The 24,130-nt window shown below is 60.9% G+C and carries 27 protein-coding genes and 8 pseudogenes; 12 read left to right on the top strand and 23 right to left on the bottom strand.

Annotation, left to right across the window (positions count from 1 at the left end; translation table 11 throughout):
• The 3 genes and pseudogenes from DC522_RS26315 to DC522_RS36980 form a co-directional block, all read left to right on the top strand.
• A pseudogene (locus tag DC522_RS26315) lies at window positions 1-175 on the top strand (IS3 family transposase); the annotation flags it as partial.
• The gene (locus tag DC522_RS36985) at window positions 150-698 is read left to right on the top strand and encodes an ATP-binding protein (RefSeq protein ID WP_256369918.1); all 549 of its coding nucleotides are present in this window, start codon (window positions 150-152) and stop codon (window positions 696-698) included. The pseudogene DC522_RS26315 and the gene DC522_RS36985, both read left to right, overlap by 26 nt.
• A 2-nt stretch (window positions 699-700) precedes the next feature.
• A complete protein-coding gene (locus DC522_RS36980; protein WP_256369919.1) occupies window positions 701-964 on the top strand; it encodes an ATP-binding protein in 264 nt (87 codons plus the stop codon).
• Between the two features lie 65 nt (window positions 965-1,029).
• On the opposite strand, the gene DC522_RS26300 is transcribed toward DC522_RS36980, so the two are convergent.
• The 11 genes from DC522_RS26300 to nifH all read right to left on the bottom strand — a co-directional run bounded on the left by DC522_RS26300 (window position 1,030) and on the right by nifH (window position 10,992).
• On the bottom strand, window positions 1,030-2,043 hold the full coding sequence (locus DC522_RS26300) for a 1-aminocyclopropane-1-carboxylate deaminase (RefSeq protein WP_116531531.1): 1,014 nt from the start codon (window positions 2,041-2,043) through the stop codon (window positions 1,030-1,032).
• 111 nt (window positions 2,044-2,154) lie between these two features.
• Window positions 2,155-2,298, bottom strand: coding sequence for an exopolysaccharide production repressor protein (locus DC522_RS26295; protein ID WP_245444554.1), 144 nt, complete (start codon window positions 2,296-2,298; stop codon window positions 2,155-2,157).
• Window positions 2,299-2,383: 85 nt separating this feature from the next.
• Window positions 2,384-2,701 carry a ferredoxin III, nif-specific gene (fdxB, locus tag DC522_RS26290; protein WP_116531529.1) on the bottom strand — a complete coding sequence of 106 codons (318 nt, stop codon included), beginning with the start codon at window positions 2,699-2,701 and terminating at the stop codon, window positions 2,384-2,386.
• Window positions 2,698-2,901: a CCE_0567 family metalloprotein gene (locus tag DC522_RS26285; protein WP_047192051.1), complete on the bottom strand. Its 204-nt coding sequence runs from the start codon at window positions 2,899-2,901 to the stop codon at window positions 2,698-2,700. The genes fdxB and DC522_RS26285 overlap by 4 nt, the downstream gene beginning before the upstream one ends.
• Before the next feature lie 27 nt (window positions 2,902-2,928).
• On the bottom strand, window positions 2,929-3,408 hold the full coding sequence (locus tag DC522_RS26280) for a NifX-associated nitrogen fixation protein (protein WP_116531528.1): 480 nt from the start codon (window positions 3,406-3,408) through the stop codon (window positions 2,929-2,931).
• A 16-nt stretch (window positions 3,409-3,424) separates the two neighbouring features.
• The gene (gene nifX, locus DC522_RS26275; RefSeq protein ID WP_116531527.1) at window positions 3,425-3,916 is read right to left on the bottom strand and encodes a nitrogen fixation protein NifX; all 492 of its coding nucleotides are present in this window, start codon (window positions 3,914-3,916) and stop codon (window positions 3,425-3,427) included.
• Window positions 3,882-5,264 (bottom strand): nitrogenase iron-molybdenum cofactor biosynthesis protein NifN, encoded by a 1,383-nt coding sequence (gene nifN, locus DC522_RS26270; RefSeq protein WP_116531526.1) that lies wholly within the window; start codon window positions 5,262-5,264, stop codon window positions 3,882-3,884. The genes nifX and nifN overlap by 35 nt, the downstream gene beginning before the upstream one ends.
• Window positions 5,265-5,273: 9 nt before the next feature.
• Window positions 5,274-6,764 (bottom strand): nitrogenase iron-molybdenum cofactor biosynthesis protein NifE, encoded by a 1,491-nt coding sequence (nifE, locus tag DC522_RS26265; RefSeq protein ID WP_116531525.1) that lies wholly within the window; start codon window positions 6,762-6,764, stop codon window positions 5,274-5,276.
• Window positions 6,765-6,825: 61 nt separating this feature from the next.
• Window positions 6,826-8,367, bottom strand: a complete 1,542-nt coding sequence (gene nifK, locus DC522_RS26260; protein WP_116531524.1) for a nitrogenase molybdenum-iron protein subunit beta — start codon at window positions 8,365-8,367, stop codon at window positions 6,826-6,828.
• 125 nt (window positions 8,368-8,492) lie between these two features.
• Complete coding sequence (nifD, locus tag DC522_RS26255; protein WP_047192057.1) at window positions 8,493-9,995, bottom strand: nitrogenase molybdenum-iron protein alpha chain; 1,503 nt, start codon at window positions 9,993-9,995, stop codon at window positions 8,493-8,495.
• 103 nt (window positions 9,996-10,098) lie between these two features.
• Window positions 10,099-10,992, bottom strand: a complete 894-nt coding sequence (gene nifH / locus DC522_RS26250; protein WP_116531536.1) for a nitrogenase iron protein — start codon at window positions 10,990-10,992, stop codon at window positions 10,099-10,101.
• Window positions 10,993-11,454: 462 nt separating this feature from the next.
• Here nifH and DC522_RS37470 point away from each other — a divergent pair.
• Window positions 11,455-11,772, top strand: a pseudogene (locus tag DC522_RS37470) (omptin family outer membrane protease); the annotation flags it as partial.
• Here DC522_RS37470 and DC522_RS26240 read toward each other — a convergent pair.
• Both DC522_RS26240 and DC522_RS37465 read right to left on the bottom strand, forming a co-directional pair.
• Entirely contained in the window at window positions 11,727-12,467 is a 741-nt protein-coding gene (locus tag DC522_RS26240; protein ID WP_116531535.1) for an IS630 family transposase, read from the bottom strand. The pseudogene DC522_RS37470 and the gene DC522_RS26240 sit on opposite strands and share 46 nt — an antisense overlap.
• On the bottom strand, window positions 12,361-12,618 hold the full coding sequence (locus DC522_RS37465; RefSeq protein WP_116531522.1) for a helix-turn-helix domain-containing protein: 258 nt from the start codon (window positions 12,616-12,618) through the stop codon (window positions 12,361-12,363). Before DC522_RS37465 ends, DC522_RS26240 begins: the two co-directional genes overlap by 107 nt.
• A gap of 401 nt (window positions 12,619-13,019) precedes the next feature.
• Between DC522_RS37465 and DC522_RS26230 the strand changes: the two genes are divergently transcribed.
• Window positions 13,020-13,430, top strand: a complete 411-nt coding sequence (locus DC522_RS26230; protein WP_116531521.1) for a TIR domain-containing protein — start codon at window positions 13,020-13,022, stop codon at window positions 13,428-13,430.
• Window positions 13,427-14,302 (top strand): DUF4231 domain-containing protein, encoded by an 876-nt coding sequence (locus DC522_RS26225; RefSeq protein ID WP_116531520.1) that lies wholly within the window; start codon window positions 13,427-13,429, stop codon window positions 14,300-14,302. The genes DC522_RS26230 and DC522_RS26225 overlap by 4 nt, the downstream gene beginning before the upstream one ends.
• A 368-nt stretch (window positions 14,303-14,670) precedes the next feature.
• Here DC522_RS26225 and DC522_RS26220 read toward each other — a convergent pair.
• The 6 genes and pseudogenes from DC522_RS26220 to DC522_RS26200 form a co-directional block, all read right to left on the bottom strand.
• Window positions 14,671-14,958 (bottom strand): annotated as a pseudogene (locus DC522_RS26220) (transposase); the annotation flags it as partial.
• 1 nt (window position 14,959) lies between these two features.
• A complete protein-coding gene (locus tag DC522_RS26215) occupies window positions 14,960-15,499 on the bottom strand; it encodes a nuclear transport factor 2 family protein (RefSeq protein ID WP_116531519.1) in 540 nt (179 codons plus the stop codon).
• Between the two features lie 57 nt (window positions 15,500-15,556).
• Window positions 15,557-15,668: pseudogene (locus DC522_RS37460) on the bottom strand (IS6 family transposase); the annotation flags it as partial.
• A 91-nt stretch (window positions 15,669-15,759) separates the two neighbouring features.
• Window positions 15,760-15,993: a ferredoxin gene (locus DC522_RS26210; RefSeq protein ID WP_009495348.1), complete on the bottom strand. Its 234-nt coding sequence runs from the start codon at window positions 15,991-15,993 to the stop codon at window positions 15,760-15,762.
• A gap of 36 nt (window positions 15,994-16,029) precedes the next feature.
• Complete coding sequence (locus DC522_RS26205) at window positions 16,030-17,247, bottom strand: cytochrome P450 (protein WP_116531518.1); 1,218 nt, start codon at window positions 17,245-17,247, stop codon at window positions 16,030-16,032.
• Window positions 17,248-17,268: 21 nt separating this feature from the next.
• A complete protein-coding gene (locus DC522_RS26200; protein WP_245444552.1) occupies window positions 17,269-17,742 on the bottom strand; it encodes an RT0821/Lpp0805 family surface protein in 474 nt (157 codons plus the stop codon).
• A gap of 251 nt (window positions 17,743-17,993) precedes the next feature.
• Here DC522_RS26200 and DC522_RS37455 point away from each other — a divergent pair.
• Window positions 17,994-18,140, top strand: a pseudogene (locus tag DC522_RS37455) (hypothetical protein); the annotation flags it as partial.
• Here DC522_RS37455 and DC522_RS26190 read toward each other — a convergent pair.
• Complete coding sequence (locus tag DC522_RS26190) at window positions 18,137-18,769, bottom strand: nitrogen fixation protein NifQ (RefSeq protein ID WP_245444550.1); 633 nt, start codon at window positions 18,767-18,769, stop codon at window positions 18,137-18,139. The pseudogene DC522_RS37455 and the gene DC522_RS26190 sit on opposite strands and share 4 nt — an antisense overlap.
• Before the next feature lie 490 nt (window positions 18,770-19,259).
• Entirely contained in the window at window positions 19,260-19,622 is a 363-nt protein-coding gene (locus tag DC522_RS26185) for a tyrosine-type recombinase/integrase (protein ID WP_133239373.1), read from the bottom strand.
• Between the two features lie 209 nt (window positions 19,623-19,831).
• Here DC522_RS26185 and DC522_RS36275 point away from each other — a divergent pair, with 209 nt between their 5' ends.
• On the top strand, window positions 19,832-20,029 hold the full coding sequence (locus DC522_RS36275; RefSeq protein WP_245444548.1) for a hypothetical protein: 198 nt from the start codon (window positions 19,832-19,834) through the stop codon (window positions 20,027-20,029).
• On the opposite strand, the gene DC522_RS26180 is transcribed toward DC522_RS36275, so the two are convergent.
• Window positions 20,026-21,060 (bottom strand): tyrosine-type recombinase/integrase, encoded by a 1,035-nt coding sequence (locus tag DC522_RS26180; protein ID WP_245444546.1) that lies wholly within the window; start codon window positions 21,058-21,060, stop codon window positions 20,026-20,028. The genes DC522_RS36275 and DC522_RS26180 overlap by 4 nt on opposite strands.
• An 89-nt stretch (window positions 21,061-21,149) precedes the next feature.
• Here DC522_RS26180 and tnpB point away from each other — a divergent pair, with 89 nt between their 5' ends.
• From tnpB to DC522_RS26160, 4 genes and pseudogenes are all read left to right on the top strand, one after another.
• Window positions 21,150-21,524 carry an IS66 family insertion sequence element accessory protein TnpB gene (gene tnpB / locus DC522_RS26175; protein ID WP_084731631.1) on the top strand — a complete coding sequence of 125 codons (375 nt, stop codon included), beginning with the start codon at window positions 21,150-21,152 and terminating at the stop codon, window positions 21,522-21,524.
• Window positions 21,508-22,674, top strand: a pseudogene (locus tag DC522_RS26170) (IS66 family transposase); the annotation flags it as partial. The gene tnpB and the pseudogene DC522_RS26170, both read left to right, overlap by 17 nt.
• Before the next feature lie 11 nt (window positions 22,675-22,685).
• Window positions 22,686-23,330, top strand: a complete 645-nt coding sequence (gene bluB / locus DC522_RS26165) for a 5,6-dimethylbenzimidazole synthase (protein ID WP_116531515.1) — start codon at window positions 22,686-22,688, stop codon at window positions 23,328-23,330.
• Between the two features lie 125 nt (window positions 23,331-23,455).
• Window positions 23,456-23,738, top strand: a pseudogene (locus DC522_RS26160) (integrase core domain-containing protein); the annotation flags it as partial.
• Window positions 23,739-23,775: 37 nt separating this feature from the next.
• Here DC522_RS26160 and DC522_RS26155 read toward each other — a convergent pair.
• A pseudogene (locus DC522_RS26155) lies at window positions 23,776-24,130 on the bottom strand (DDE-type integrase/transposase/recombinase); the annotation flags it as partial.

The following is a 24,130-nucleotide window of genomic DNA, read 5'->3' as shown; positions in this document are numbered from 1 at the left end:
GGTGATCCATCGGCGCGGTCCATGGCGCTCGTTTGAGGCCGTCGAGTTCGCCACCCTCGAATGGGTCGATTGGTACAACAATCGGCGCCTGCTCGCGCCCATCGGCAGCATCCCGCCCGCCGAGGCGGCAGCCGCCTACCACGCCCAGCTTGAGGTCATGCCGATGGCCGCGTAGAATCCAAGCCAATCAGCCTCCGGAAAAGCCGGCGCGGTTCAACACGACGCGCGACCGACTGCTGGCGCTGGGCTGCCCCTATGCGGCTGAGCACCTCGATCATCTGCTGACTGAGGCGGTGAGTCAGGCGATGGCGCCGCACGCCTTTCTGGACCGGCTGTTGGAGGTGGAGCACTCCGGGCGCGAAGGACGGCGGGTGAAAACCTCGTTGAAAATGTCGGGTCTGCCGATTGGCCAGACGCTCGAGAACTTCGACTTCGCCTTCCAGCCGGCGATCGAGCGGTCCCGGATCGCCACGCTCGCCACAGGCGCGTGGATCCGCAATGCCGAAACCGTGCTGATGCAGGGCCCTCCGGGGGTGGGCAAGACGCACCTCTCGGTGGCGCTCGGGACCCGGGCGGTCGAGATGGGGTTCTCGGTCTTGTACTACCGGTTTGATGAACTGATGACGGCGCTGAAGGTCGACGCCGGCCTGCCGCCCGCGCAGCTGAAACGGCGCCGGTACATGAACAGGCGCTGTTGATTGTGGATGAACTCGGCTTCGAGCCGATGACCCGCGAGCAGGCGAGCTTGTTCTTCCGGCTGGTGACCTACCGCTATGGCCGCGGCGCGATCCTGATCACGACGAACAAGAGCCTCCGGGAATGGACCGAACTGCTCGCTGGCGATGAGGTGCTGGCCACGGCGATTCTCGATCGTCTGCTGCACCGGGCGCATGTTCTTAACATCAAGGGGCGCAGCTATCGCCTGCGGGATCTGGAGGAGGCTCTCCAGCGGGCTCACGCCTGAGCCGTCGTAAATCTGGATGTCGCCTTATCTCGTAAATCTGGGTGTCGCTTGACAGCTGTCGAGCGTCAGCCGTTTCGAAACGTGTAGCTGTAACCGTTGATCGCCGGCGCGCCGCCGAGATGCACATAGAGGACCCTCGATCCCTCTGGAAAGAACCCTTTCTGGACAAGGTCAATCAGCCCTTGCATCGATTTACCCTCGTAGACGGGATCAGTAATTATCCCCTCGAGCCGCGCGCACAGGCGGATGGCCTCCTTCGTTTCCTCGGACGGAATACCGTAACGCGGGTACGCGTACTCCTCGAGCAACACCACGTCATCCTCGATGATTTCCGCGCCAAGGTCGACGAGGTTCGCAGTATGCTGGGCAATGTTGAGCACCTGCGCCTTAGTTTGGGCGGGGGTGGCGGAGGCATCGATCCCGACCACTTTGCGCTGTCGCCCGTCCGTGGCGAATCCGACGACCATGCCGGCGTGCGTCGAGCCTGTGACCGTGCAAACCACGATATAGTCGAAGGCCAATCCAAGCTGCTTCTCCTGGGCGCGCACCTCCTCCGCGAACCCGACGTAGCCGAGACCGCCATATTTGTGAACAGAGGCCCCGGCTGGGATCGCATAGGGTCTGCCGCCCCTTGCCTTGACCTCGTCGAACGCCTGCTTCCAACTGCGGCGGATGCCGATATCGAAGTCTTCCTCGACCAGGCGTATCTCTGCTCCCATGATGCGGCTCAAGAGAATGTTGCCGACTCGGTCGTAGACGGCATCCTCATGTGGGACCCAGCTCTCCTGGACCAGGAGGCATTTCATACCGATCTTGGCCGCGACCGCGGCGACCATCCGCGTGTGGTTGGACTGCACGCCGCCGATGGATACAAGTGTATCGGCCTTTGACGCGATCGCGTCGGGGATGATGTATTCGAGCTTGCGGAGCTTGTTGCCGCCGAACGCGAGACCGGAGTTGCAGTCCTCGCGTTTGGCGTAGATTTCCACCTTTCCCCCGAGATGCTGGCCGAGGCGATCGAGCTTCTCGATGGGCGTGGGTCCAAAGGTGAGCGGGTGGCGTTTGAACTTCTCCAGCATGTTCTCCCCAGCGGTTGGCGATTGAACCGAAATTGGCAATCCGCAAGTCATGGTAAGAGGCGTGTTTGATGTGAGGTCAGCTGCGCTCTCCGATGTCCCAGAAGAGCCCCGTCATGATTTCCAGCGCCTCCTTTGCAGACAAAGCAGCCGGATCAGAAGGAGCACGCCTCCGAAATAGCCTACCTGACGAAGCAGCGCACAGGCCAACGTTGCGATGATTACTGTGCGAATGGCATGTGAGACGAGATAGATCATAAGAGCGTTGGTGTACAGGGCCAGCCGCAGGACGCGATCCAAGATCCTGAAGGGCAAGGTCGTTCTCGCGGGTTTGCGCGTGAGATCATGCAGGCACCGTGTCGGCCGCAACATGGGTCTGGCAGTTCTTCGGGCAGACACGGGCGCAGGCTCCGCAGCCAATGCAGCGGCCGGGATGATCGACGACCATGATCATACGATTGAGCTGGCCGTCGAAGTCGTCGTCCTCGCCGTCGCAGACGCCGAGGATTTCACCCGTATCATCGATGCCGTAAAGGTGCATGACCTCGCGCGAGCAGACCTTGAAGCAGCGGCCGCAGCCGATGCAGGTCGTGCCATCGATGGCGGTCAGATAGTCCGGTATCCACCGGGAGCCATCGCGGGTGAGAAAAGGGTTCGTCATCGCGAACTCTCCAATGCTGCGAGCTCTCGCTTGGCAGCGTCCAAGTCGGCATAAGCGTTGAAGGTTTTCTCGGCGACCGCCTTGATCTCTGTCCAGCTGACCGGGAGGTCCTCGGCAAGATCGTGCAGTTCCATTTTCGCAGTTCCCGCGCGCGACTGCAGCTTGCGGACCTTCTTCTGCAGCTCCTCAAGGTCTGGCATGATCCCCTTCCTCGAAAACCGGTTTCATCACGCCCGCGCCACGTCGGGATAGGCTTCGATGACGGCGATCGCATCGTCGACCAGTTTCGTACCGGCCGCAGCGAGTTTCCAAAGCGTCTCGAAGCCAAACCGGTGGACGTCGCGCAGGGACTTCGACAGAACGACCAACCGCCCGGTCGTGAGAAGCACGCACCCGAAGCCCTCATGGCTCATCTCCATCATCGGCGATGCCATCAGGCCGGAGCACTCCTCGATCGCAAGTCCGACGGCGGTGTAGAATAGGTCGAGCCTCCACAACACGTCCGGATCGGGATCGCCAATGATCGGGATCGCACGGCGCTGTTCCTTGGTGACGATGAAGTCGGCCAGCAGCTCGGCATCCGATTTGCCTTCCCATGACCCATAAGAATCCTGAGCGCGGATTAGCCGCACGAGGCATTTGACAAAAGGGGTGGCAAGGGCCGTTTCGTCCTCGTTGACAGCAGGGCTAACTGCGGCATCAGACATCTCGCGTCTCCTCATTTCAGTCCTCGAAGGACGGTTTCTTGTCGCTGACGCCTGCTTCCGCCAGCACCTTGCGCAACCAGGGCGGAGGAGCCGTCCTGAGCATCGTCTGGGTGCGCGACAGCACCTCTTCGATGGAATGAGGCTGAGGCACTTTGACCGGTTGGATTTTTGCCGAAACAAGCTTGGCTGCCGAAGGCCCGCCGATAGCCAGGCAAAACAGAAGATGGCAGCCCCTCAACGCCTCCACCTTCGGGGTGATGCGGTCGTCGCCCTCGGTCCGATGCTTCCCACTCTCGTCGGAAACGTCATCGAAGGCCACGGCTTCCACGAAATTCCACGCGTCGGGCGTCACGTCGTAGACGGCAAAGCGCTTGGCCGACCCGAAATGGGCGTTGCAGCCTTTTATGTCTTGTGTGGCGATCGCTACGCGCAATGCGCCGGCTTGTCGTTCCGGCATCAGTGCGTGATCCACGTCAGTGACGAGCGAGAAGCGACGAACGGAGGTCATCTGGCATGTCTCGGTTACGGAATGGATCAAGAGCCTCCGGCGTCGGCGCGTGCTGGCTGGCCTGGAAGATGTTGGCGACCTCGAAGATCAGGTCGCGCGTCCCCTGATAGAGGATTGTGAGCTTGTGCTGACTTCCGAGCCGGTCAAAAATTGGGAAGCCAATGCGCATGAGCGGAATGCCGAGGCGCTCCGCCGCCTGGCGTCCGTGCGAATGGGTGACGAGAAGATCAGCGCCGGCGGCAAGACCTTCCAGATCGCCGAGATCGCCGACCTGGACCGATTCCGCCGGCACTTGCTCGAGAATTTTCGACGTATCGGTCGTGGTGACGGCGGCCGCGATGTCGGAGCCCATGCCGATGAAGAAGGTCGCGAGCTGGTAGAGCTGGTCTGGTTCGGCGGCGATGGCAATTCTCTTGCCGCCGAAATGGAAATGTCCGTCGAGCAACGAATCCTGCAGTTGCGCCCGGCGACGGCGGAGCTTGGCCGGCACCGCGGCGCCCGAAATCGCGGACAGCAGCGAGACGAACCGGTCGACGCCTTTCAATCCGGTCAGCGACTGGAACAGCACGTAAGGCACGCCGGTCAGCCGCTGCAGCACGTCAGCCGGGCGGCGCATATGCTCGCCGATGGCGATGCAGTGCGCCACCGTGCCAAGCTCGCGGATCTCGTCGATGGTCGTCCCACCATATGTGGTCGGAATCCAGCGATCAGGAACTGTGCCGTCGAGTGCGCCGGAAACATCCGGGAAAATCACCGCTTGCAGTCCAAAACTCTCCACTGTCTCGTGCAGATGCTCGATATCGGCCACGGTCATGTTCCAGCCGGGCAGGATGGCGATCTTTTTTGTGTCTCGCGCCTGTTTGCCTGATAGCGTGATGGTCTCGATCATGGCCGTGACGGCCGTGGCCCAGCCGTCTTCGATCGCGCCGTGGAAATCCGGTGTGTTGGCCAGCACGACCTTCGTGCCGGCGAGTTCTCCGCCACGTTTCGCCCTGATATTGGCGATGTCGCTTGCGAAGTCTTCACCACGGGTTTCCACCAGCGCCGTCGTGCAGACCCCGATCAGCTTCGGATTGGTGCGGGTCTTGAGGTTGAGGATCGCCTCCTCCAAATGGTCCGCCCCACCGAGGATCGTCGCGACCTCATCCATCGCCGTTGTCTGCAGCGGGATCGTCTCCTTGAAGTGCCGCACGAAGAGCACCAGCGCGAAGCTGGTGCAGCCTTGGCTGCCGTGAAACAGCGGCATCGCACCCTCGACGCCAAGAAAGGCGAAGGCCGCGCCCAGTGGCTGCGACGACTTCAGCGGATTGACCGCCGCCGATTTAGTCTGGGGAAGGATGCGGACCATCGGCTTACCTCAACACTCGCCGAAGTCGCCAGCCGTCGTGCCGGCGAATTTTTTGAAGGCGTCGATGGTAGCTCTTGCTCCCTCTTCTCCCAGCATCTCCTCCTCCACGGCAGGCAGGCAATCCCACGGTGCCGGCTCCCGCACCTGACACCAGATCGGGTTGTGAATGGCGAGGTCGATCTGGCGTACGAGTTCCACCATGCCGTCATAGCCGGCATAGGGATGGTGACGCTCCTGGTTGATATCGAGCCAGGGGATCTTGGCCTTCAGCGCGATAAATTGCGTGCGCCCGCCCGACAGCATGATGTCGGCCTTGTGCTCTGAGAGCATGGCGTAAAGCTCGCGCGGTGCCATCGACTCGAACATGTGGTTCTCGTCCTTGAGGATCTGTTTGATGCGCTCCTTGTCTTCCACCGTCGATTTCTTGACCGAGGTGCCGACGATCTCAATGCCGATTTCCATCAGCGCATGGACGACCGACCAGGACTTCACACCGCCGGTGTTGAGCAGCACGCGCTTGCCTTCGAGCCTCGGCCGGTAAGCCTCAAGCTTCTTCCACGCAATTGCCTCCTCCTCTGCAATCAGCGCCTCGGTGCGGTCGAGGATCTCCGGATTGGCACCCTTCCTCACGAGCAGGTCAGAGATCTGCCGAAGTGCTTCCGAGGTGTCGGTGATGCCGTAGAAGGAGCCCTCGAAGAACGGGATGTCCCAGCGCTCCTCCATCTTGCGGGCGAGATTGATGAGCGCGGTTGAGCACACCATCATCGCCGCCCGGGCACGGTGCGCGGAGGCAACATCGAGGTAGCGCGCGTCGCCCGGAATGCAGGCGCGCACCCGGATGCCGAGCTTGTCCAAAAGCGACTTCACCAACCAGAACTCGCCGGAGAGGTTGAATTCGCCGAGGATATTGATGTCGTAAGGGCCGGCATCGTCGGGCTCCACCGTGCCGATGACATGATCGAGCAACGCCTCGCCGGCGAGCTTGTTGCCAAGATTCTTGGAGCCGACGAAGCCTGGCGCATTGATCGGCACCACCGGCAAGCCGAACTTTTCCGCCGCGCGCTTGCAGACGGCCTCGATGTCGTCGCCGATCAACGCCGTCACGCAGGTCGAATAGACGAAGATCGCCGGCGGCGCATACGCTTCCTTGATCTCACGGATCGCTTTGAAGAGCTTCCGCTCACTCTGCCCCATGACCATGTCGAGTTCGCCGAGGTCGGTCGTGAAGCTTGTGCGCCACAGCGTTGGCCCGGACGAAGCCGCGCCGCGGTTGTCCCAGGAATTGCCCTCGCAGGCGAGCGGCGCATGGATCAGATGCGCGATGTCGGTGATCGGCTGCAGCACAATCTTGGCGCCGTCAAAGGCGCAGCCGCCGGCTGCCGCCCCGGGAGTCAGCGGCTTCGAACAGCCCTTTTTGCGCGCCTTGGCATCCTTGCCGTGGTTCTTCTCGCAGGCGGGCTCGTTGAAGACATCCTGGATTTTGGCACTGAGCGAGGACATGGCGCCGGTCTCCAAAGGTCATCGGAAGACGGCCGGCCTCGAAAAAGGCCGGCCGCCACTCTTAGCGGGTGAGATCATACGAATAGTCCGTCACGCTCGGCTCGATCGTCTCGCGATCGAGCTTGTCGAAGATCTTGTCGAGGATCGTCGTTAAGACGCGCAGCCCGCCTTGGTAGCCCATGAGCGGGAAGCGATGGTGATGGTGCCGGTCGAAGATCGGAAACGTCAGCCGGATCAGCGGCGTACCGGTGTCGCGCTCCAGATACTTGCCATAGGAGTTGCCAATCAGCAGGTCCACCGGCTCGGTGAAGAGCAGCGAGCGCATCGCCCAGAGGTCCTTGCCCGCCCAGACCTGGGCATCCTTGCCGAAGGGCGTGGATGCAAGCAGTTCCTTCATCTCGGCTTCCCAGGTCGCCGTGCCGTTGGTGGCAAGGCAGTGGGTCGGCTCGCCGCCGGTCTCCATGATGAACCGGGTTATGGCGTAGACGAAGTCAGGATCGCCGTAGATCGCGTATTTCTTGCCGTGCAGCCAGGACTGGCTGTCTGCCATGGCGTCGATCAATCGGCCGCGTTCCAGGCGGATGGCCTCGGGGATTTCCTTGCCGGAAATCGCCGACACCTTCATCAGGAACTCGTCGGTCGCCTGGACGCCGAGCGGGTAATGGAACGAGGCCGTCGCCTGCCCGACTTCCGCGCAATAGTTCAGCGTATGGCGGGTGTTATAATGTTGTAGCGACAGTGTCGCCTCGGCGTTAAGCGCCGCCTTCACGTCCTCGATCTTGGTGCCGCCGTCATACATGCGGAACTCGCCGTCTGACGGCGTGTCGAACTGGTCAGAGGCGTCCTGGATGAAGGTGTAGGACACGCCCATCAGGTCGAGCAGGCGCCTCACTTCCCGGTTGTTGCCGACGCAGAAGCCGTCGAAACCCGGAATGATGTTGATGGTGCCAGCGGCTTCCGTGCGCTCCTTGCCATCCCAAAAATGCTCCAGCACGCCTTCCATCATGCCGTCATAGCCATCGATATGGCTGCCGACGAACGCCGGCGTGTGGGCGAAAGGCACGTCGAAGTCACGCGGGACTGAGCCTTCGTTCTTGGCGTTCTCAATAAAGCCGTGCAGGTCGTCGCCAATGACCTCCGCCATACAGGTGGTCGAGACGGCGATCATCTTTGGGTCGTAGAGTGTGTAGGTGTTGGCGAGCCCGTCAACCATGTTCTTCAGACCGCCGAACACCGCCGCGTCCTCGGTCATCGAGGAGGAAACGGCGGACGCAGGTTCCTTGAAATGGCGCGACAGGTGCGAGCGGTAATAGGCCACGCAGCCCTGGCTGCCATGGACGAAGGACATCGTCCGCTCAAAACCGGCTGCCGCGAACACCGCGCCGAGCGGCTGGCAGGCCTTGGCTGGGTTCACGACAAGCGCTTCGCGAGCGAGGTTTTTTTCGCGGTATTCCCAGGTCTTGGTGAACTCGCGTTGATCAGCAACGACCTGATCCGGGTGCGGACATTCGAAATTCAGCTTCTTCGCGGCGAGCATCTGCCTGTATTCCGGCTCGCGAAACAGGGGAGCATGATCGAGAACTTTTTCGGCCGACTGCGGCATGGTGGTCACCTCTTCCATCTGGCCGCGCCATACGGCGGCACAGGGATGTCGAGACGTTTCAGGTCTCCCGCGGATCAAAGCCGGCGGGCGTTCATCGGCCTCCCTGCCCGTGGGAGGCCAGGTTCTCATTCGGCAGCCATCGCCGCCAGCGGCACGGCCTTTTTCTTCCAGGGGGCGTCGTAGAGGTCCCAGACCGGGTTGTTGATGGCCAGATCCATGTCGCGGGCGAAGATGGCAAACCCGTCATAGCCGTGATACGGGCCGGAATAATCCCAGGAGTGCATCTGACGGAACGGGATGCCCATCTTCTGTACCGGGTACTTCTCCTTGATGCCGGAGCCAACGAGATCAGGGCGGATCCCCTCAATGAACTTCTCCAGCTCGTAACCGGTCACGTCGTCATAGATCAGCGTACCCTTCTTCACGTAATGGCCAGTGCGCTGATAGTCGTCGTTGTGGCCGAACTCGTAGCCGGTGCCGACGATCTCCATGCCGAGATCCTCGTAGGCCGTGATGACGTGACGGGGACGCAGGCCGCCGACATAGAGCATCACCGTCTTGCCCTCGAGGCGCGGCCGGTACTTGGCGATGACCGCATCGACCAAGGGCCGGTACTTGGCGATGACCGCCTCGGTCTTGTCCTCGATTTCCGGCCCGAAATGCTTGGCAATCTTGCGCAGAGAGGCTTCGATCTGGGAGGGGCCAAAGAAATTGTATTCCATCCAGGCGATGCCGTACTTTTCCTCCATGTGCCGGCAGATGTAGTTCATCGACCGGTAGCAGTGGATGAGGTTGAGCTTAGCCTTCGGCGCGCGCTCGATCTCGGCGAGCGTGGCGTCCCCCGACCAGTTGCCGACCACGCGCAGCCCCACCTCCTCGAGCAGGATGCGCGAGGCCCAGGCGTCGCCGCCGATATTGTAGTCGCCGATGACGTTGACGTCGTAAGGGCTGGGCTCGAACTCGACTTCCTTCTTGTCGAAGACCCAGTCACGGATCGCGTCGTTGGCGATGTGGTGGCCGAGCGATTGCGAGACGCCGCGGAAGCCCTCGCAGCGCACCGGCACAATTGTCTTGTCGTGCTCCTTGGCCTTCTTGCGCGACACCGCCTCGATATCGTCGCCAATCAGGCCGATCGGGCATTCGGACTGCACGGTGATGCCCTTGTTCAGCGGAAACAGTTCCTCTACCTCGTCGATGACCTGTTCCAGCTTCTTGTCGCCACCGAAAACAATGTCCTTCTCCTGGAAGTCGGAGGTGAACTGCATCGTCACGAACGTATCGATGCCCGTCATGCCGGTGTAGTAGTTGCGGCGCTGCGACCAGGAATATTGACCGCAACCGACTGGTCCGTGCGAGATGTGGACCATATCCTTGACCGGGCCCCACACCACACCTTTGGAGCCGGCATAGGCGCAGCCGCGGATTGTCATCACGCCCGGAATGGACTTGATGTTCGATTTGACGTCGCATTCGGACAGGACCTTGCCCGCCTCGCCGATCTCATCCCTGTGCGTGGCAACACTGAGGTGCTTCTTGCGGCGCTTCGCCGCCTTGTCTGGATATTGCGACAACACTTCCTCAATAAGCTTCTCATGGAGAGCGCCGTTATTCTCGTGGTCCAGGCTCATGGGACCTGCCCCTTTCAAGGTTCGGGTGACGCCTCGCCGACGAGGCGCCGTTCGTGGAAAGGCACGCCGGGTCAAGGTCGGCGCCTCCTGTCGGCAGCGGCGGTTACCGGGCAGCCGCCAGCGTCGCTTCCTTGGCCTGAAGCTCGGCAAGCATCTGCTCGTCGGTCTTCATGATGCCGAAGTCGAGCAGCATGTCCTCGAGCTCTTCCATGGTGATCGGGGTCGGGATGGTGCCCTGGCCCGAATTGGCATGGATTTTCTCGGCCAGCGCGCGGTATTCCCCGGCCTGCTTGGAGTCCGGCGCGTACTGGATCACTGTCATCTTCCTGAGCTCGGCGTGCTGGACGATGTTGTCGCGCGGCACGAAGTGGATGAGCTTGGAATTGAGCTTGGCCGCCAGCGCCTCGGCGAGGTCGAGCTCACGGTCGGTCTGACGCTCGTTGCAGATCAGGCCGCCGAGCCGCACGCCGCCCGCATGGGCATATTTCAGGATGCCCTTGGCGATGTTGTTGGCGGCATAGAGCGCCATCATCTCGCCGGACATGACGATGTAGATTTCCTGGGCCTTGTTCTCGCGGATCGGCATCGCGAAGCCGCCGCACACCACGTCGCCGAGCACGTCATAGGAGACATAGTCGACATCGTCATAAGCGCCGTTCTCCTCGAGGAAGTTGATCGAGGTAATGACGCCGCGGCCAGCGCAGCCGACGCCCGGCTCGGGGCCGCCGGACTCGACGCACTTGATGCCTCGGTAGCCGACCTTGAGTACGTCCTCAAGTTCGAGGTCTTCCACCGAACCTTCCTGTGCCGCGAGATGCAGGACGGTGTCCTGCGCCTTCGCGTTCAGGATCAGGCGGGTGGAGTCGGCTTTGGGGTCGCAGCCGACGATGAGGATTTTCTGCCCGAGGTCGACAAGGGCGGCAAGCGTGTTTTGGGAGGTGGTGGATTTGCCGATGCCTCCTTTCCCATAGAATGCGATCTGACGCAGACCTGCCATGTTGCTTCCTTCCTTCGTTTCATCGATCGCGATGTCACCCACGACATGAATATCGGTCGACAGCTCCTGCCGCGCCGCGACGAGAGAGTTTCAAAACTCGTGCCAATTTGGCTGATCGAGCCGAAGAACGAACTTTGCGATTGCTTTTCAGCTACTTAGCCTGAGGCGGAACAAGTGACTGGCTCAACAAGCCTGTGTCGCAGAGCCGACAAACCCGACAGAAGGTGTCGGATAGCGTGACCTGCGATCGCTATACGTTGACCTCGCTGGAGAGCCATAAGGGCTGGCGATCTATCAGCGTACGAACAGCTGGATCAACGAGCGTCGAAATGGAGGCCTTCGCACATCCAAGCTCCCCAGTGGAGAAGTCCTCATGCCGGATATCTGTTGCCTTTCCGTTTGCGGAAGAACGCAACGAGCGAGATCGCCACCAGACGGCATCGGGACCTGACGATCTTCACAATGCTTCGACTGCCCAGTCACCGAACTCAGCAGTGCCCGCCGGTGGCCAGAGCTGCCCGATACCAAACGATGCCGCACCCTGGTCGTCTATTCGGAGAATGGCGGCTGCAGGAACTCGGTCGGCACGGACGACTCGCATGGCTTGGTGTCGCTTACCAGCAATGGTGGCACACTCCTTATGTTGGCCTAGGTGCGACCTATGCGACCGGATCATGGCGTGTGACCCGTGAGGTTATCACCAGTCCGTTTGTGGTTGCGGAGGACAAGGACCATCATAACCAGTGGGACCTCTTATTCACCGAGGATTTCGCTCCCGATTGGAAGGTTGGTCTGAGCCTTGGTGCTGAATACGCCGTCTCGGTGCGCCTCTCGCTCACGGCGAAGCGCGGATGCCTCTCGAGCGAAGCCTTCTTCGGGTGCTTGTGGGTCGCGTCATTGTCGACAATCAGGTGCAGGTCGAGGCGCTTGTCCGCGACCCGGTCGATCTCGCGCAGCAAGCGTAAGAACTCCTGATGGCGATGGCGCTTCATGCAGGTGCCCAGGACCGTGCCGGTCGCCCCATCCAGAGCGGCAAGCAGGGCGTGGTGCCATGCCGTTGATCGTCGTGGGTCATGGGTGCCGGCACGGCCCTTCTTCAGCGACAGGCCCGGCTGGGTGCTGTCGAGCGCCTGGATCTGGCTCTTCTCGTCAACCGCGAGAACCAGGGCTTTGTCCGGCGGATCAAGATAGAGGCCGACGACGTCCTGGACCGTCTCGACAAAGTACGTGTCGGTGGACAGCTTGAACGTCTTGATCAGGTGTGGCTTGAGACTGTGCGCGTGCCAGATCCGCTGCACGCTGGTGTGGGATAGGCCCGTGACAGCGGCCATCGAGCGCACGCTCCACTGGGTCGCGCGCGGCGGTTTCTCATGCAGGGTCATGTCGACAACGCGCTGGATCACCGCTGCCGTGAGGGCTTGCGCCTGGCGGGCGAGAGGCGTCCTTGAGAAGCCCCTCCACGCCCGCCTGCGCATAGCGACGGCGCCAGCGCCGCACGGTTGAAGTGCTTGTGCCAACGCGGGCGGCCACCTCGGTGGTGCGCAGGTCCTCGCCGCTCGGCAGGACGATCCGAGCCCGCCAGACGACCTTCTGGGGCGTGTTGCGGTCGCGGACGAGGCGCTCCAGGCGATCCCGATCAACGGCGGACTTTAAATTCTAACGAAATCAATGACTTACTTGGGGTGGGACCCGCTGCTATTTCTTATTATGTTCTTAGGTTTTTTGGGAAAGGTCCCAACTACTTTCCTAAGACACGACATACCAATTCTCCTTAATGCATTAGGGCAGACGCCAGCTGAACAATATGGCGCTTTAACTTAATAGCATTTCTTTTAAGGCCTACGTTTTCCCCAATTTTAACAGCCCCAACAACATGTAGCGCACAGCTGCATCATCTCACACAACTTATTGATGATCGGCATGCAAAACGGCGATATCAACAAAGGCAAATGATTCGCAGCTATGGATCGAGTGGGCGGTCTGCAGAGGCCCAATAGGCCATAGCCGCTCAACGTAGGGGGCCTATTATGCCGAGCCTATTTACATATCGCTTGTTCATCAGCCATTCGTGGCGCTACAGCGAACCCTATAACAAAATGATGGAGTTTCTGAGAGCTGCTCCGAACTTTAGCTTCTCTAACTACTCGGTGCCTGAGGGGGACGGTTTTGGCCGTATGAGCATACCTCAGCTAAAGGATGAGCTGAGAGGGCAAATTCGCCCTGTTCATGTTGCAGTCATCATTGGAGGAATGTGGACCAGTTATAGCGACTGGATTCAGTTCGAAATTGAGTTCGCCAAGTCCATTAACAAACCGATTCTAGGGATCAGACCGTGGGGCGCATCCATGACGCCTGCCGCTATCACTGCGGCTGCTGACGAAATCGTCGGTTGGAATACTGATTCGATGGTCTCTGCAATCAGAAGGCTTGCACGGTGAAGGAGGAAGACTATCCCGCACTTTATAGATCAGCAAGCAAAGCCTCCGCTGACTCTCAGTCGGCTTACCTCCTCATGATCCGTGGGCAGTACGCCCTGCTGTTCATCGCAGCAGTACTATCACTCTGGTTCGGCGGGGATAAGCAGGTGTACGCAGCCTATGCGTTCACGATTGCAGTCTCAGCGGTTCTCTTGCTGTACATGTCAATCATGAAGCCTGAGAGGGATTGGTACGGAGCACGGGCTTTGGCCGAGTCTATCAAGACCTCGACGTGGCGCTATATGATGAAAGCCGAACCCTTTGTAGACGCCCCATCAATCAAGACCGTTCGAACAACATTTCGACAGTTCTTGAAGGAAATCCTCGATGCCAATAGTCATGTGCGGGAGACGGTCAGTAAGCGTCCAATGAATGGTGACCAAATCACCCACACAATGGACAACATTCGACGTAAGCCGTTCTTAGATCGGAAAGCATTCTATCTGCGCTACCGGATCCAAGAGCAGCGTAACTGGTATCTTGGCAAAGCCGCAACTAACCGCAAATGGTTTAAGATCTGGATTGGCCTCTGTATCGCAATTCAATCGGCGCTTGTCGCGCTAGCTCTGGTTCGGATCTATAACGATCAACTTCTCTCATTGTGGCCGATGGATCCGCTGATGGTTTTAGCATCAGCCCTAGTTGGGTGGATACAGATCAAGAAGTTCAATGAACTTGCGTCAGCGTATGGTCTCACCGCCCATGAGATTGGCCTAATAGAGACGAGCTTGAAAGACGTCGATGATGAGGCCGAGTTCTCAGAGTTCGTCAATGAAGCTGAGCGAGCGTTTTCTCGGGAACACACCCAATGGGTCGCCCGACAGAATGCCTGATTTATTCATCGAACTATGCTGAAGTCTTCGAACAAATCAACACCAGGGAACTGGCCATAGCTGGAATATCTCAAAGCCACCGCTTCAAGTCGAATTGATGATTACTGTTCATAACGGTTCATAATGGTCACGTTGAAGACTCATCAGAAATAACCACCTCATACCCGCTCACGGAATTCCTGACGCGGTCAGATACTGGTAGGCCGTCAGACTTGTGAGCCGGCCTGTCTCGTCGAGGAGTCTGTTCCAGGCGCGACAGACCGCCTCCAGCACAGCCTTGTAGTCGTCCAGCACACGATGCGAGAGATGAGGTGGCTCGGTCTGGTTGAACAGCGTTTTCGGCGGGCTAAGTGGAGTGTCTGCCGGGGTTAGGCCGCCGCGAGTTGCGGCAGCGGATTAAAGTAAGCCTGATCGGGTGTCTTGCGGTCAAGGGATGAATGAGGCCTCTGGCCATTGTAAAAGGTCAGATAGTGGCCAATTGAGCTGCGGGCCTTGGACACGCTGTCATAGGCCTTCAAATACACCTCCTCGTATTTGATGCTGCGCCAGAGCCGCTCGACAAAGACGTTGTCGCGCCAGGCCCCTTTGCCATCCATGCTGATGGCGATGCTGTTCTTGCTCAAGACGCTCGTGAAGTCGTGACTGGTGAATACACTTTCATTTCTTTGAAGAAATGCGGCGTTTCCCGAGCGCGTAGACCGGGTCATCCGGATACGATGCTCCGAGCGGCTGCCGAGGGCCGAACCGCTCTGTCTCGGAGGCCGCCGGCGGGGTCTGCTCTTCGAGCCAATCGTAGACTACCGTGCGTTCGGCAATCCGCCATTCCCCTGCCCTCTTCTGAAACAGATCGCAATAGCGGCCGCAGAGGAGCACCTGGCGTATCTCTCCGGCCTCGTCCGGTCCGCGTTGCAGCGCGGTGAAGTAGCTCTCGACCGCGGCCTCTTCCGGGCTGATGAACTCGATCAGGACGTTCGTGATCTGATGGATGTTGCGCGGTCCGGTCTTGAAGACACCGAGCGCAAACTGGATGAAGCCCTCGGCCGAGCCGGAATAGGCCCCGTGATGGTCATGTGCATCGGGCCAGTACGAGCTGCGCAGCGCCGCCTCGTCCGCGCGGTCTATCCCACGGCAGTACCGATAGAGGCAGTCACGGATCGCCTCCCGGTCGCGTAGTTCGGAAATCCTTGCCTGGTTCATCGGCTCTGTCGCGAATGCTGAGATTGGCCAGGAAGAGGCGTTTTCGCGTCTCCAGTCCGCTGCAACGATTTGGAACTGGTCGGCGCTAGGAGGCGGACTGTAAGACGAACCTCGCCTGCCGTTTGCGTATCATGTGGAGCAGCTCGATACCGGAGAGGATGACCCCACTGCCCAGTTGGACGAGGACGGTGGCAGGACAGAGGCCGCGCGCCGTCCTTTTCGCTGTGCGGCCAGGTCACCCTGACCCCAATTTAAGCCCATTAGACTCTCGATTGAATAAACACCGATTCAAGCGCAGCGGCTGTGCGATCAATTTCCAGTGCACGTTCGGGGCAGGCTTGCGCGCCTCGTGACGCGAGCAGTTCGTCCCCTTCCGCAACATTGATGTCACCGGGCAGGATGTAGCCCTCGTCATCAAGCTTGAAGATGTCCGGCGCTTGCGCCCAGCATCGCGCGTGACCCTGGCATGTGGCATGGTGGACGATGATGCGCATGGTTCTACCTCCATGTTTGTGCCCCGGCGGCTTTGGTCAGGACCAGTCCAGGATCAGATTTTCGATCCCGAACACATGGCCGCCATAGGTGATGGGCGCCGTACCTTCCTTGATCCGGAAGCCCGGAATGCGCGCCAGCCACTCCTCGAGGCCGATGACAATCTCCCGCCGGGCAAGGTGTGAGCCAAGGCAACGATGCGGGCCATAGCCAAAGGCAGCATGGCGGTTGTCCTCTCGCGCAAGATCGATCGTGTTGGGGCATTCAAATTCCGCCGGGTCACGATTGGCAATCATCGTGGCGCAGGAAACATAGTCCCCCTTACGGATCGGCGCGCCTTCGAAGTCGATATTTTTCGTTGCCACCCGGATCATCTGCACGGTTGGATAGGCGCGCAGCAATTCTTCGGCTGCGAGCCCGATTCGATCCGGTTCGCTCCGCAGCAAGTCCTGGTCTTTGGGATTGCGTGCGAGATAGGCCAAGTCAAAGCCTATCGCTGCTGCAACTGTGTCGAGTCCTGCGACGAACAGAAGCACGCCGGTGCCACGGACTTCCTCGCCGGTCAGCGGACGGCCCTCGACCTCTGCCTGCACGACGAAGGTCATGAAATCGGCGACTGGTTTCTTGCGGCGCATGGCTGCAAGTTCGTCGATGAACGCCACAATCATCCGGGCCGCCGCCGGTCGTTTGACATCGTCGCCGTGGAGCAGATCGTTCGCCCAGCCGACAAATGTATCGAGTCGGTCATCCGATAGCCCCAGAAAGCCAAGGAAGATGTTGACTGTGAAAGGAAAGGCAAAATCCTTCATAACATCGCAGCTTGTGCCCGATGCGGCGATCCTGTCGATCAGCGCGATTGCTCGCTCCCGGACAGCCGGTTCCAGCACCATCACCCGCTTGGGCGAGAACAGCGGATTGAGTAGTGCGCGAAAAATGCCATGGGCTGGTGGATCGAGTTCGAGCGGGATCATCGGCCAGTTTTCGCCGAGCGCGGAGGCGAAGATGCTGCGATGGCTGGAAAAGGTTTCGGCGTCCTGCAGCACCCTGCGCTGGTCTTTGGCGCGCGTAATGACCCAGGTCCCCCGGCCATTGCGTGTGTTGTAGGGGGAATAAAAGATTGGTGGCCCGGCATGGACGCAAGCGACAGCTGCCTGCGGATCCCCGTTGGGCGTCGGCAGCATGCCAGCCGACGTGAACAGGCTGAAGTCCCTCACCATTTCGGGTGGGACATGATCTGGAACCGGGTTGCTCGCCACTTGGTTTCTCCTCATCTTCGGCTAGACCTTGGCGGTCGTCTTGACCGGCTTGATGCCCTTGATCACCCATCCGCCGCCCGAGGGCCGGCAGGCCATGCCCTGGACGGAGGAGGAGGACGATCCGTTGATGAGAGCCGTGAAGTTCCGGCAGATCTGGTCGTCCTTCACGAAGGGAGCGCTGGTGGGCGTGAAGGTGCCCTTCCGGTCGGAGGCCGGATTGTCCCAGGAGACCTGGGTGCCGGGCCGCTGCGGATCGAGCGCCACGGAGAGGGCCGCCTTGGCCCGGCGCCAATCCTCCTCGTTGAGGCCGGGCGACAGGCGCACGGCCGTCCGACTGACCGAGTCCGTGACCTGCGGCTCCTCCTCCTGCAGTCCCACGGTCCCAAAGGAGAAGCTGCAGGCGCCCGCCGACAGGGCGATCATCCCTACGGCGAGCATTTTCATGGCTTCGCTCAGGAAGGCGTCTGATTTATAACGGCGCGCATCGGCCCTCATGGCGCGTCGGGTCTCCAAGAACGAAAAAGTCACACCTAATGACTCCCTAGGTTGCGCGGCATAGCGTTCGCCATCCGACAAGATTGTAAGCCTCTTCACCGGGCAGCGGGCTAGCCGGAAGAGCGGATTGCGCGCCTACCCGAGCGAAATCTTCGAGACCCGGCATTTTCCTACCTCGAACAGCGCGGGGAGAACGCCCGAAGATGTGCTGTCCGACATGACATCGTCGTCCGGCTCGAGGAAACCGACATGACATTGCGCGCCGCACCATCACAAAATACCGCAAGGTGATGAACATCCCCTCCTCCGTGCAACGCCGCCGGGAAAAGCGCCTGTGGATTTTGACGAATGGCGATCAAGACTGGCGGCCGTGTCCCGTTGGCGAAAGCCACTCTTAATCCAAGGCGAGCCCGTTCTTGATCCGTGCGTGGAGGCTTTCGCCCTCCTCCGGGCCGAAGCAGCTGTCGAATTCGTTGCATTCCCGGCAACTGGGCGCGGCGCAGAGCGAAAAACCTTCAGCCTCGCAGAGCTTGCGGTAAAAGTACTTCTTCCATTTCATGTTTTTGGTGTTGCCGGCCGCCAGCATCGGAAAATGCGTGGCAAGCAAGCGGCTGAGCGCGGCCCGGTTGAAAAGGCCGAGGTCCTGCCAGAGATGGTTATTGCACAAGGCACGCCGGGCGATGATCTTGGCGAAGCGGGCACTCACCGGGTCGCCCGGCCGGGCATGCGCGAACAGAAGGCCGCGCAAAAGCTCTTCCTCCATATCCGGCTCGCGGTCGGTCACCTCATCCAAGGCGAAGGCGCTGACAGCGATAGCGGGGAAATTGCGGGTCAGGACATCCTGCAGCTCGGCACGCGAAAGGCCGGTTGCCTCCGTCGCCGTCGCCTCGCCGGCCTCGACCTCCTTGAGCGCTCGTGAGAGGACACAGGCAAGCACATGCTGGTCGAACCCGGTCTCCAAGTCGATCGGCCATTGGCCGATGCTGCGCGATTGTGAGTGTCGTCGCTCATCGGACCAAAAGGACATTCGGAGTCCACGAGGGATGCCTGTTTCCCACGGGCTGCGGTTCTGACGCAGACCTGACATGTTGCTTTCCTTCCTGCGGTCCATCGATCGCGGGTATCCACGACATGAGTGCCGGTGGGCAGCTCCTTCGGGCTCCCGACGGGGGTCTTCAAAAGTTGTGCCAACTGCGCAGAAAGAGCCTCAGAAATAATTTTCTGCACACTGGTCAATGGCTTGAGAGTGCGGCAGGAAGCCGGGCCGCACACCACCGTGTCGCGGACTCGACAAACCCGACAGTCGGCGTCGGTTGGCCGGTGACAGATCGCCAGGCGCCTGACTGCAAAACGGTGACGCAGGTCGTGGAGACGCACCGGCTTGCCACGATTGGGCCGGCGAGGGAACGCGCCGCGCCGAAGGCCGCGTTCAAACCGGACTTCGACAATCGCGTCCCACGCAAGCTGACGAAGAAGGCCGGGGTGTCCGGCGTTGGAAAGGCCCCATCCCGGTGTCTTCAATAGTCGCGCAGAACCGTCAGTGTCGAGGAGTGGACGGGAACCAGGCGATCCTTACGGAACTTGGTCCTTCGAATGTGGAGAATTCCCTGCGCGAGATCGGCATCACTGATATCAAGGCGCAACGCCTCGCCGGACCGCATGCCGGTGCTCGCGAGCAGGCTCACGAGCGGCGTCAGGAACCCGGCGCGCTCGGGATAGTCGGGCGACACCGAGCGGCATGCGGCCATGAGCCGTGCAAGCTCGTCGTCGGTGAGGATCCGGGGTGGCGGGATGGCTCGGTTCCTGGGAAAGGCCTTGGGCTCAAGCGCTTCGGTGCGCGGATCGAAGATGGCGAGATACTCGCTGAATCTGCGAACCACGCCGTAACGAACGGCTCGTCCGTTCGCCGTGCCCGCCCAGGAGCGTATGAAGCCGAGCACCGTTCGACGGCAGAGTGGGCCATCGTGCTGTTCGGCATCACCGTAGGTGACAACCGCGCGCAGGATCGCGGCCTGCTTGCTGAGCGAGAAGCCAGGCGAGCGTCAAAGTGCGACATAGGCCTCGACATGCTCGCTGAGCCTGCTGGAGAATGTGCTCATCACGCGTCTCCCGGAAAAGGAAGGGCGACTTCGGCGAGTTGCGGCACCGCGACCTTCACGTAGATGGCAGTCGTGTCGTTGCTGCGATGGCCGAGCAGGTCGGCGATCTCGTTGATCGGTCGTCACCGGCTGACGAGCTGGGTCGCCAGGCTATGCCGGATGAGATGGGCACCGGTGGGACCGTCTAGCGCGATGCCGGCTTGCTGCAGGGCCTAGCGAACAATGCGGGAGATGGCAGTGCTGCCGTCGATTGGACGCACTGGGGGCGGTGCACGAGGAACACGCGACGGCTGCCGCAATCGGGCCGGGCCCGCAGGATATAATCGGCGAGTGCCTTGCCCGCCTCCCGCATGAGGGGCACGCTCCGATCGCGCCTTGCCTTGGTGTGGCGTACCCGAACCTGCGCATCGCGCCAGCGAATATCCTCGAGGACGAGTGAGCGAAGTTTCTTGCTGCGGATGCCGGTCCGTGGCCAGCAACAGGAGGATGGCCCGATCGCGGCTGCCGGTGGGGGCGCAGGGTCGATGGCGTCGATCGCCTTCCTGATATCCTCCCAACCCAGTTGTCGCGGCAGATGCGCGAGACGGTAGCATGGCGTTCGCGGCACGGATCGCGCAAGGTCCTGGTCATTGAGATTGGCCCAGTGCAGGAAGCTCAGAAACTGGCGCACATAGGACCCGGTCGCGGCCCGCGTGTTGTCCATGGACGACAGGCCCATGAGGTGACCGGTGAGCGCCAGCACATGCTTGCCGGTCATGGCCGAGAGCGGCTCGCTGGCGTGATACCGATCCCACCAGGCAAGCAGCCGTCGCGCGAGGAGCACCTGACCGTCCTGCGTCTTCACTGCCGGACCACGCACTTCACGCAGGTAGCTGGAGTAGCTCGTCAGCAGGGGCTCATGTGGGTCGTGCTCGCGATGACGATCCTCGAAACGGTGAAGAACGATCCTTCGGGCCAGGGCGATCGCGGTGCGTGCGGCGACACGTGATGCGTCGGTCGGGCAACCGGCGACAAAGCCATCGATCAGGACATCGCTGATCGGCTTCGCGGGCGATCCCAACCCACTGAACCGGCCCAATCGGCTCAGGTAGATCTTCACCGAAGCGTGTCGATAGCCGTTCTCGAAAAGATAGGTTGCGATGCAATCGAGCTCGTTGCCCAGGCCGCCGCCTCTCAAGCGATGCAGGACCCTCGGATACTTGAAGTAGCGTTGGAGCATGTGCGTTCTCCATGCGAGCGCGGATAGCCCAACGCCCACCGGAGAAATGGCTCAGATTATGTGGCGGCTGAGAGCCGCAAAGCGCCGGAATGCCGCCATCGGCTCTGCCGCCGCCACATAGTCTCCCACGACGCATAAGAGTGGATATGTGGCGCGCCACATATCCGTTTAGCGGGCATCTATTCGTCTTTCGCGGGCGTAAAGGCGATCTTTTGAAGATGAATTGGCAGGTTGGCTGCGGAGCCTGCCTGTTCACGAAGAGGTTGGAGCGTGGTCGTTTCCAGTGGCCAGCCGTCACCAACGGCGCCGTGACGATCTCATCTGGGCAGTTCGCCTACTCCTCGATGGCATCGACTGACGGCATCCCCAGCAAACCTGGCGGCCGAGCAAAGCCGGTTAGCGGAATTGCGTTGCAAATCCTGACGGATCTGCTCCACTGCCGATGTGATAGTATCCGCTCCTGATTCTCTCCCCTCCGACCTCGCCGAAGCGCACGCGATGATCCTCGCCGAGCGCGAGGAACGCTGTGCCGCGGAACGTCAGCTTGCGGGCGCCTGCGCTGAGGCCGCCCGGACGCAAGCCCATCTGTCGAGCCGGGACGCTCCGATCGCCCTTCTGAGGCTCGAGATCGAGAAGCTGCGACGCGAGCTCTATGGCACCCGCTCGGAACGCAAGGCGCGCCTGCTCGACCAGATGGAGTTGCAGCTTGAGGAACTCGCTGCTGATGCCAGCGAGGATACCGAAGTGACAGAGATTGCGGCTTTCCGAGCCGGGCAGCCGCGCTTTCGGCCACTCAAGCTATCCGCCCGCCGAGTCTTCTCCGAGCATCTGCCGCGCGAGCGTGTGGTGATCCCCGTTCCTGCGAGTTGCCCATGCTGCGGGTCGGATCGCCTCTCGAAGCTCGGCGAGGACATCACCGAGACGCTGGAGGTCATTCCCCAGCAGTGGAAGATGATCCAGACCGTGCGCGAGAGGCTCTCCTGTCGAGGGTGTGAGAAGATCATGCAGCCGCCGGCGCCCTTCGACGTGAGGCCGCGCGGCTTTGCCGGACCGAACCTCTTGGCTCAGAGCCTGTTCGAGAAGTTCAGCCAGCATCAGTTCTTGAACCACCAGAGCGAGCGCTACAAGCGCGAAGGGATCGATCTCAGCGTCTCCACACTAGCCGACCAAGTCGGCGCCTGCACGGCAGCCCTTCAGCCGCTGCACGCCTTGAGCGAAGCGCATGTGCTCAAGGCCAAGCGGTTGCATGCCGACGACACCACGGTGCCGATCCTCGCGAAGAGCAAGACCACGACAGGCCGGATCTGGACCTATGTGCGGGATGGTCGCCCCTTCGGTGGATCGGATCCACCTGCCGCTCTCTACTACGCCTCCCGGGATCGCAGCGGCGAGCATCCCGAGTGGCACCTCAAGTCCTTCACTGGCATCCTGCAAGCCGACGCCTATGCGGGCTACAACGATCTCTACGGTCCTGCACGCAGTGGTGGGCCGATCACGCCTGCCTTCTGTTGGAGCCATGCCCGACGTGGGTTCTTCAAGCTGGCCGACATTGCCGGCAACGTGCGCAGTGGACGCGCCACCGCCGAGATTTCGCCGATTGCGCTCGATGCGGTTAACGTGTGAGCATGGCACGTTCGTCGCCCATTCCTGATTTTGCGCAGGAATTCCGCCATCAGCTTCGCGAGCTGTTCGTTTGGCGCCGCGATGTTCGTCACTTCCGGTCCATCCCGATCTCGCCCGATGTGCTCGCGCACCTGCTCGAACTGGCGCATCTGGCGCCCTCTGTCGGCCTGAGCCAACCCTGGCGCTTCGTTCTTGTGGATGATCCGCACCGGCGAACCGCCATCATCCAGAACTTTGAGGTCTGCAACGCACAAGTGCTGATGGACGAGCCTGCGGAACGGGCTCAGATTTATGCCCGTCTTAAGCTGGCCGGCTTACAGGAGGCACCGGTTCACCTGGCTGTGTTTGCCGAGGGCGCCACGCAGCAAGGTCACGGTCTGGGGCAACGTACCATGCCCGAGACGGTGCAGTATTCGGCCGTGATGGCCATCCACACCCTGTGGCTGGCCGCGAGAGCCGAGGGGATTGGAGTCGGCTGGGTGTCGATTCTGGATCCCGCTGCCGTTGCCATGATCCTGGAGGTCCCATCGCACTGGACGTTCATCGGCTACCTGTGTCTGGGCTATCCCGTTTACAGCGATGACACGCCGGAACTCGAGCGCCAGGGCTGGCAGGCGCGGACACAGATGCAGATCCTACGGCGTTGACCTGGCTATCGCCTCGGTTCCGCATCCGCGGCTACACCGGATGAATACGATGCAGCGTGAGGGGATCGCGCTGCACGGTTGCCCGGCTCATGCGGCAGATGGGCCTCCAAGGGGTGGTGCGCGGCAAGTACACCGAGCGCCTCGCCGAGGCCGGCATCGAGCCATCGGTCGGCAGTGTCGGCGACTCGTACGACTGCCCTGGCGGAAACCGTCATCGGCCTCTTCAAGACCGAGGTGATCCATCGGCGTGGTCCGTGGCGCTCCTTCGAGGCCGTCGAGTTCGCCACGCTCGAATGGGTGGATTGGTACAACAACCGGCGTCTGCTCGAGCCTATCGGCCACATCCCGCCTGCCGAGGCGGAAGCCGCCTACGATGCCCAGCTTGAGGTCATGCCAATGGCCGCGTAGAATCCAAGCCAATCAGCCTCCGGAAAATTCGGCGCGGTTCAATCACATCAGTGCTCTGCGGCGTGTAGGGTTTGGTCTTGCGGTGTTGCACCTTCAGCTGGCGGCAGGCTGCCTCAAAACCGTCGGCGGTAAAGCACGAGCCACGGTCGGTGAGCACGTGGGTGACCGTAAAGGGAAACGCGCCAATCGCCTTTTGGAGGAAAGCAATCGCGCTTCTTGCCGTCTCGTCATCATAGACCGCCAGGTGCACCCAGCGGGAGCAATAGTCGATGGCGACATAGAGGAAGCGCTTGCGGCTCTCGCCATTGGCGGTTCTCAGCTTGGGCAGGTGCTTGATGTCCAGATGCACGAAGCCGAGGTCGTAGTCTTTGAATGTGCCGCTCTTGCACTGG

Source organism: Microvirga sp. KLBC 81, assembly GCF_003075415.1.
In the GTDB taxonomy this organism is placed as follows: domain Bacteria; phylum Pseudomonadota; class Alphaproteobacteria; order Rhizobiales; family Beijerinckiaceae; genus Microvirga.
Note: the sequence above shows the minus strand (reverse complement) of the source record. Positions and strands in the feature narration are given on the sequence as shown.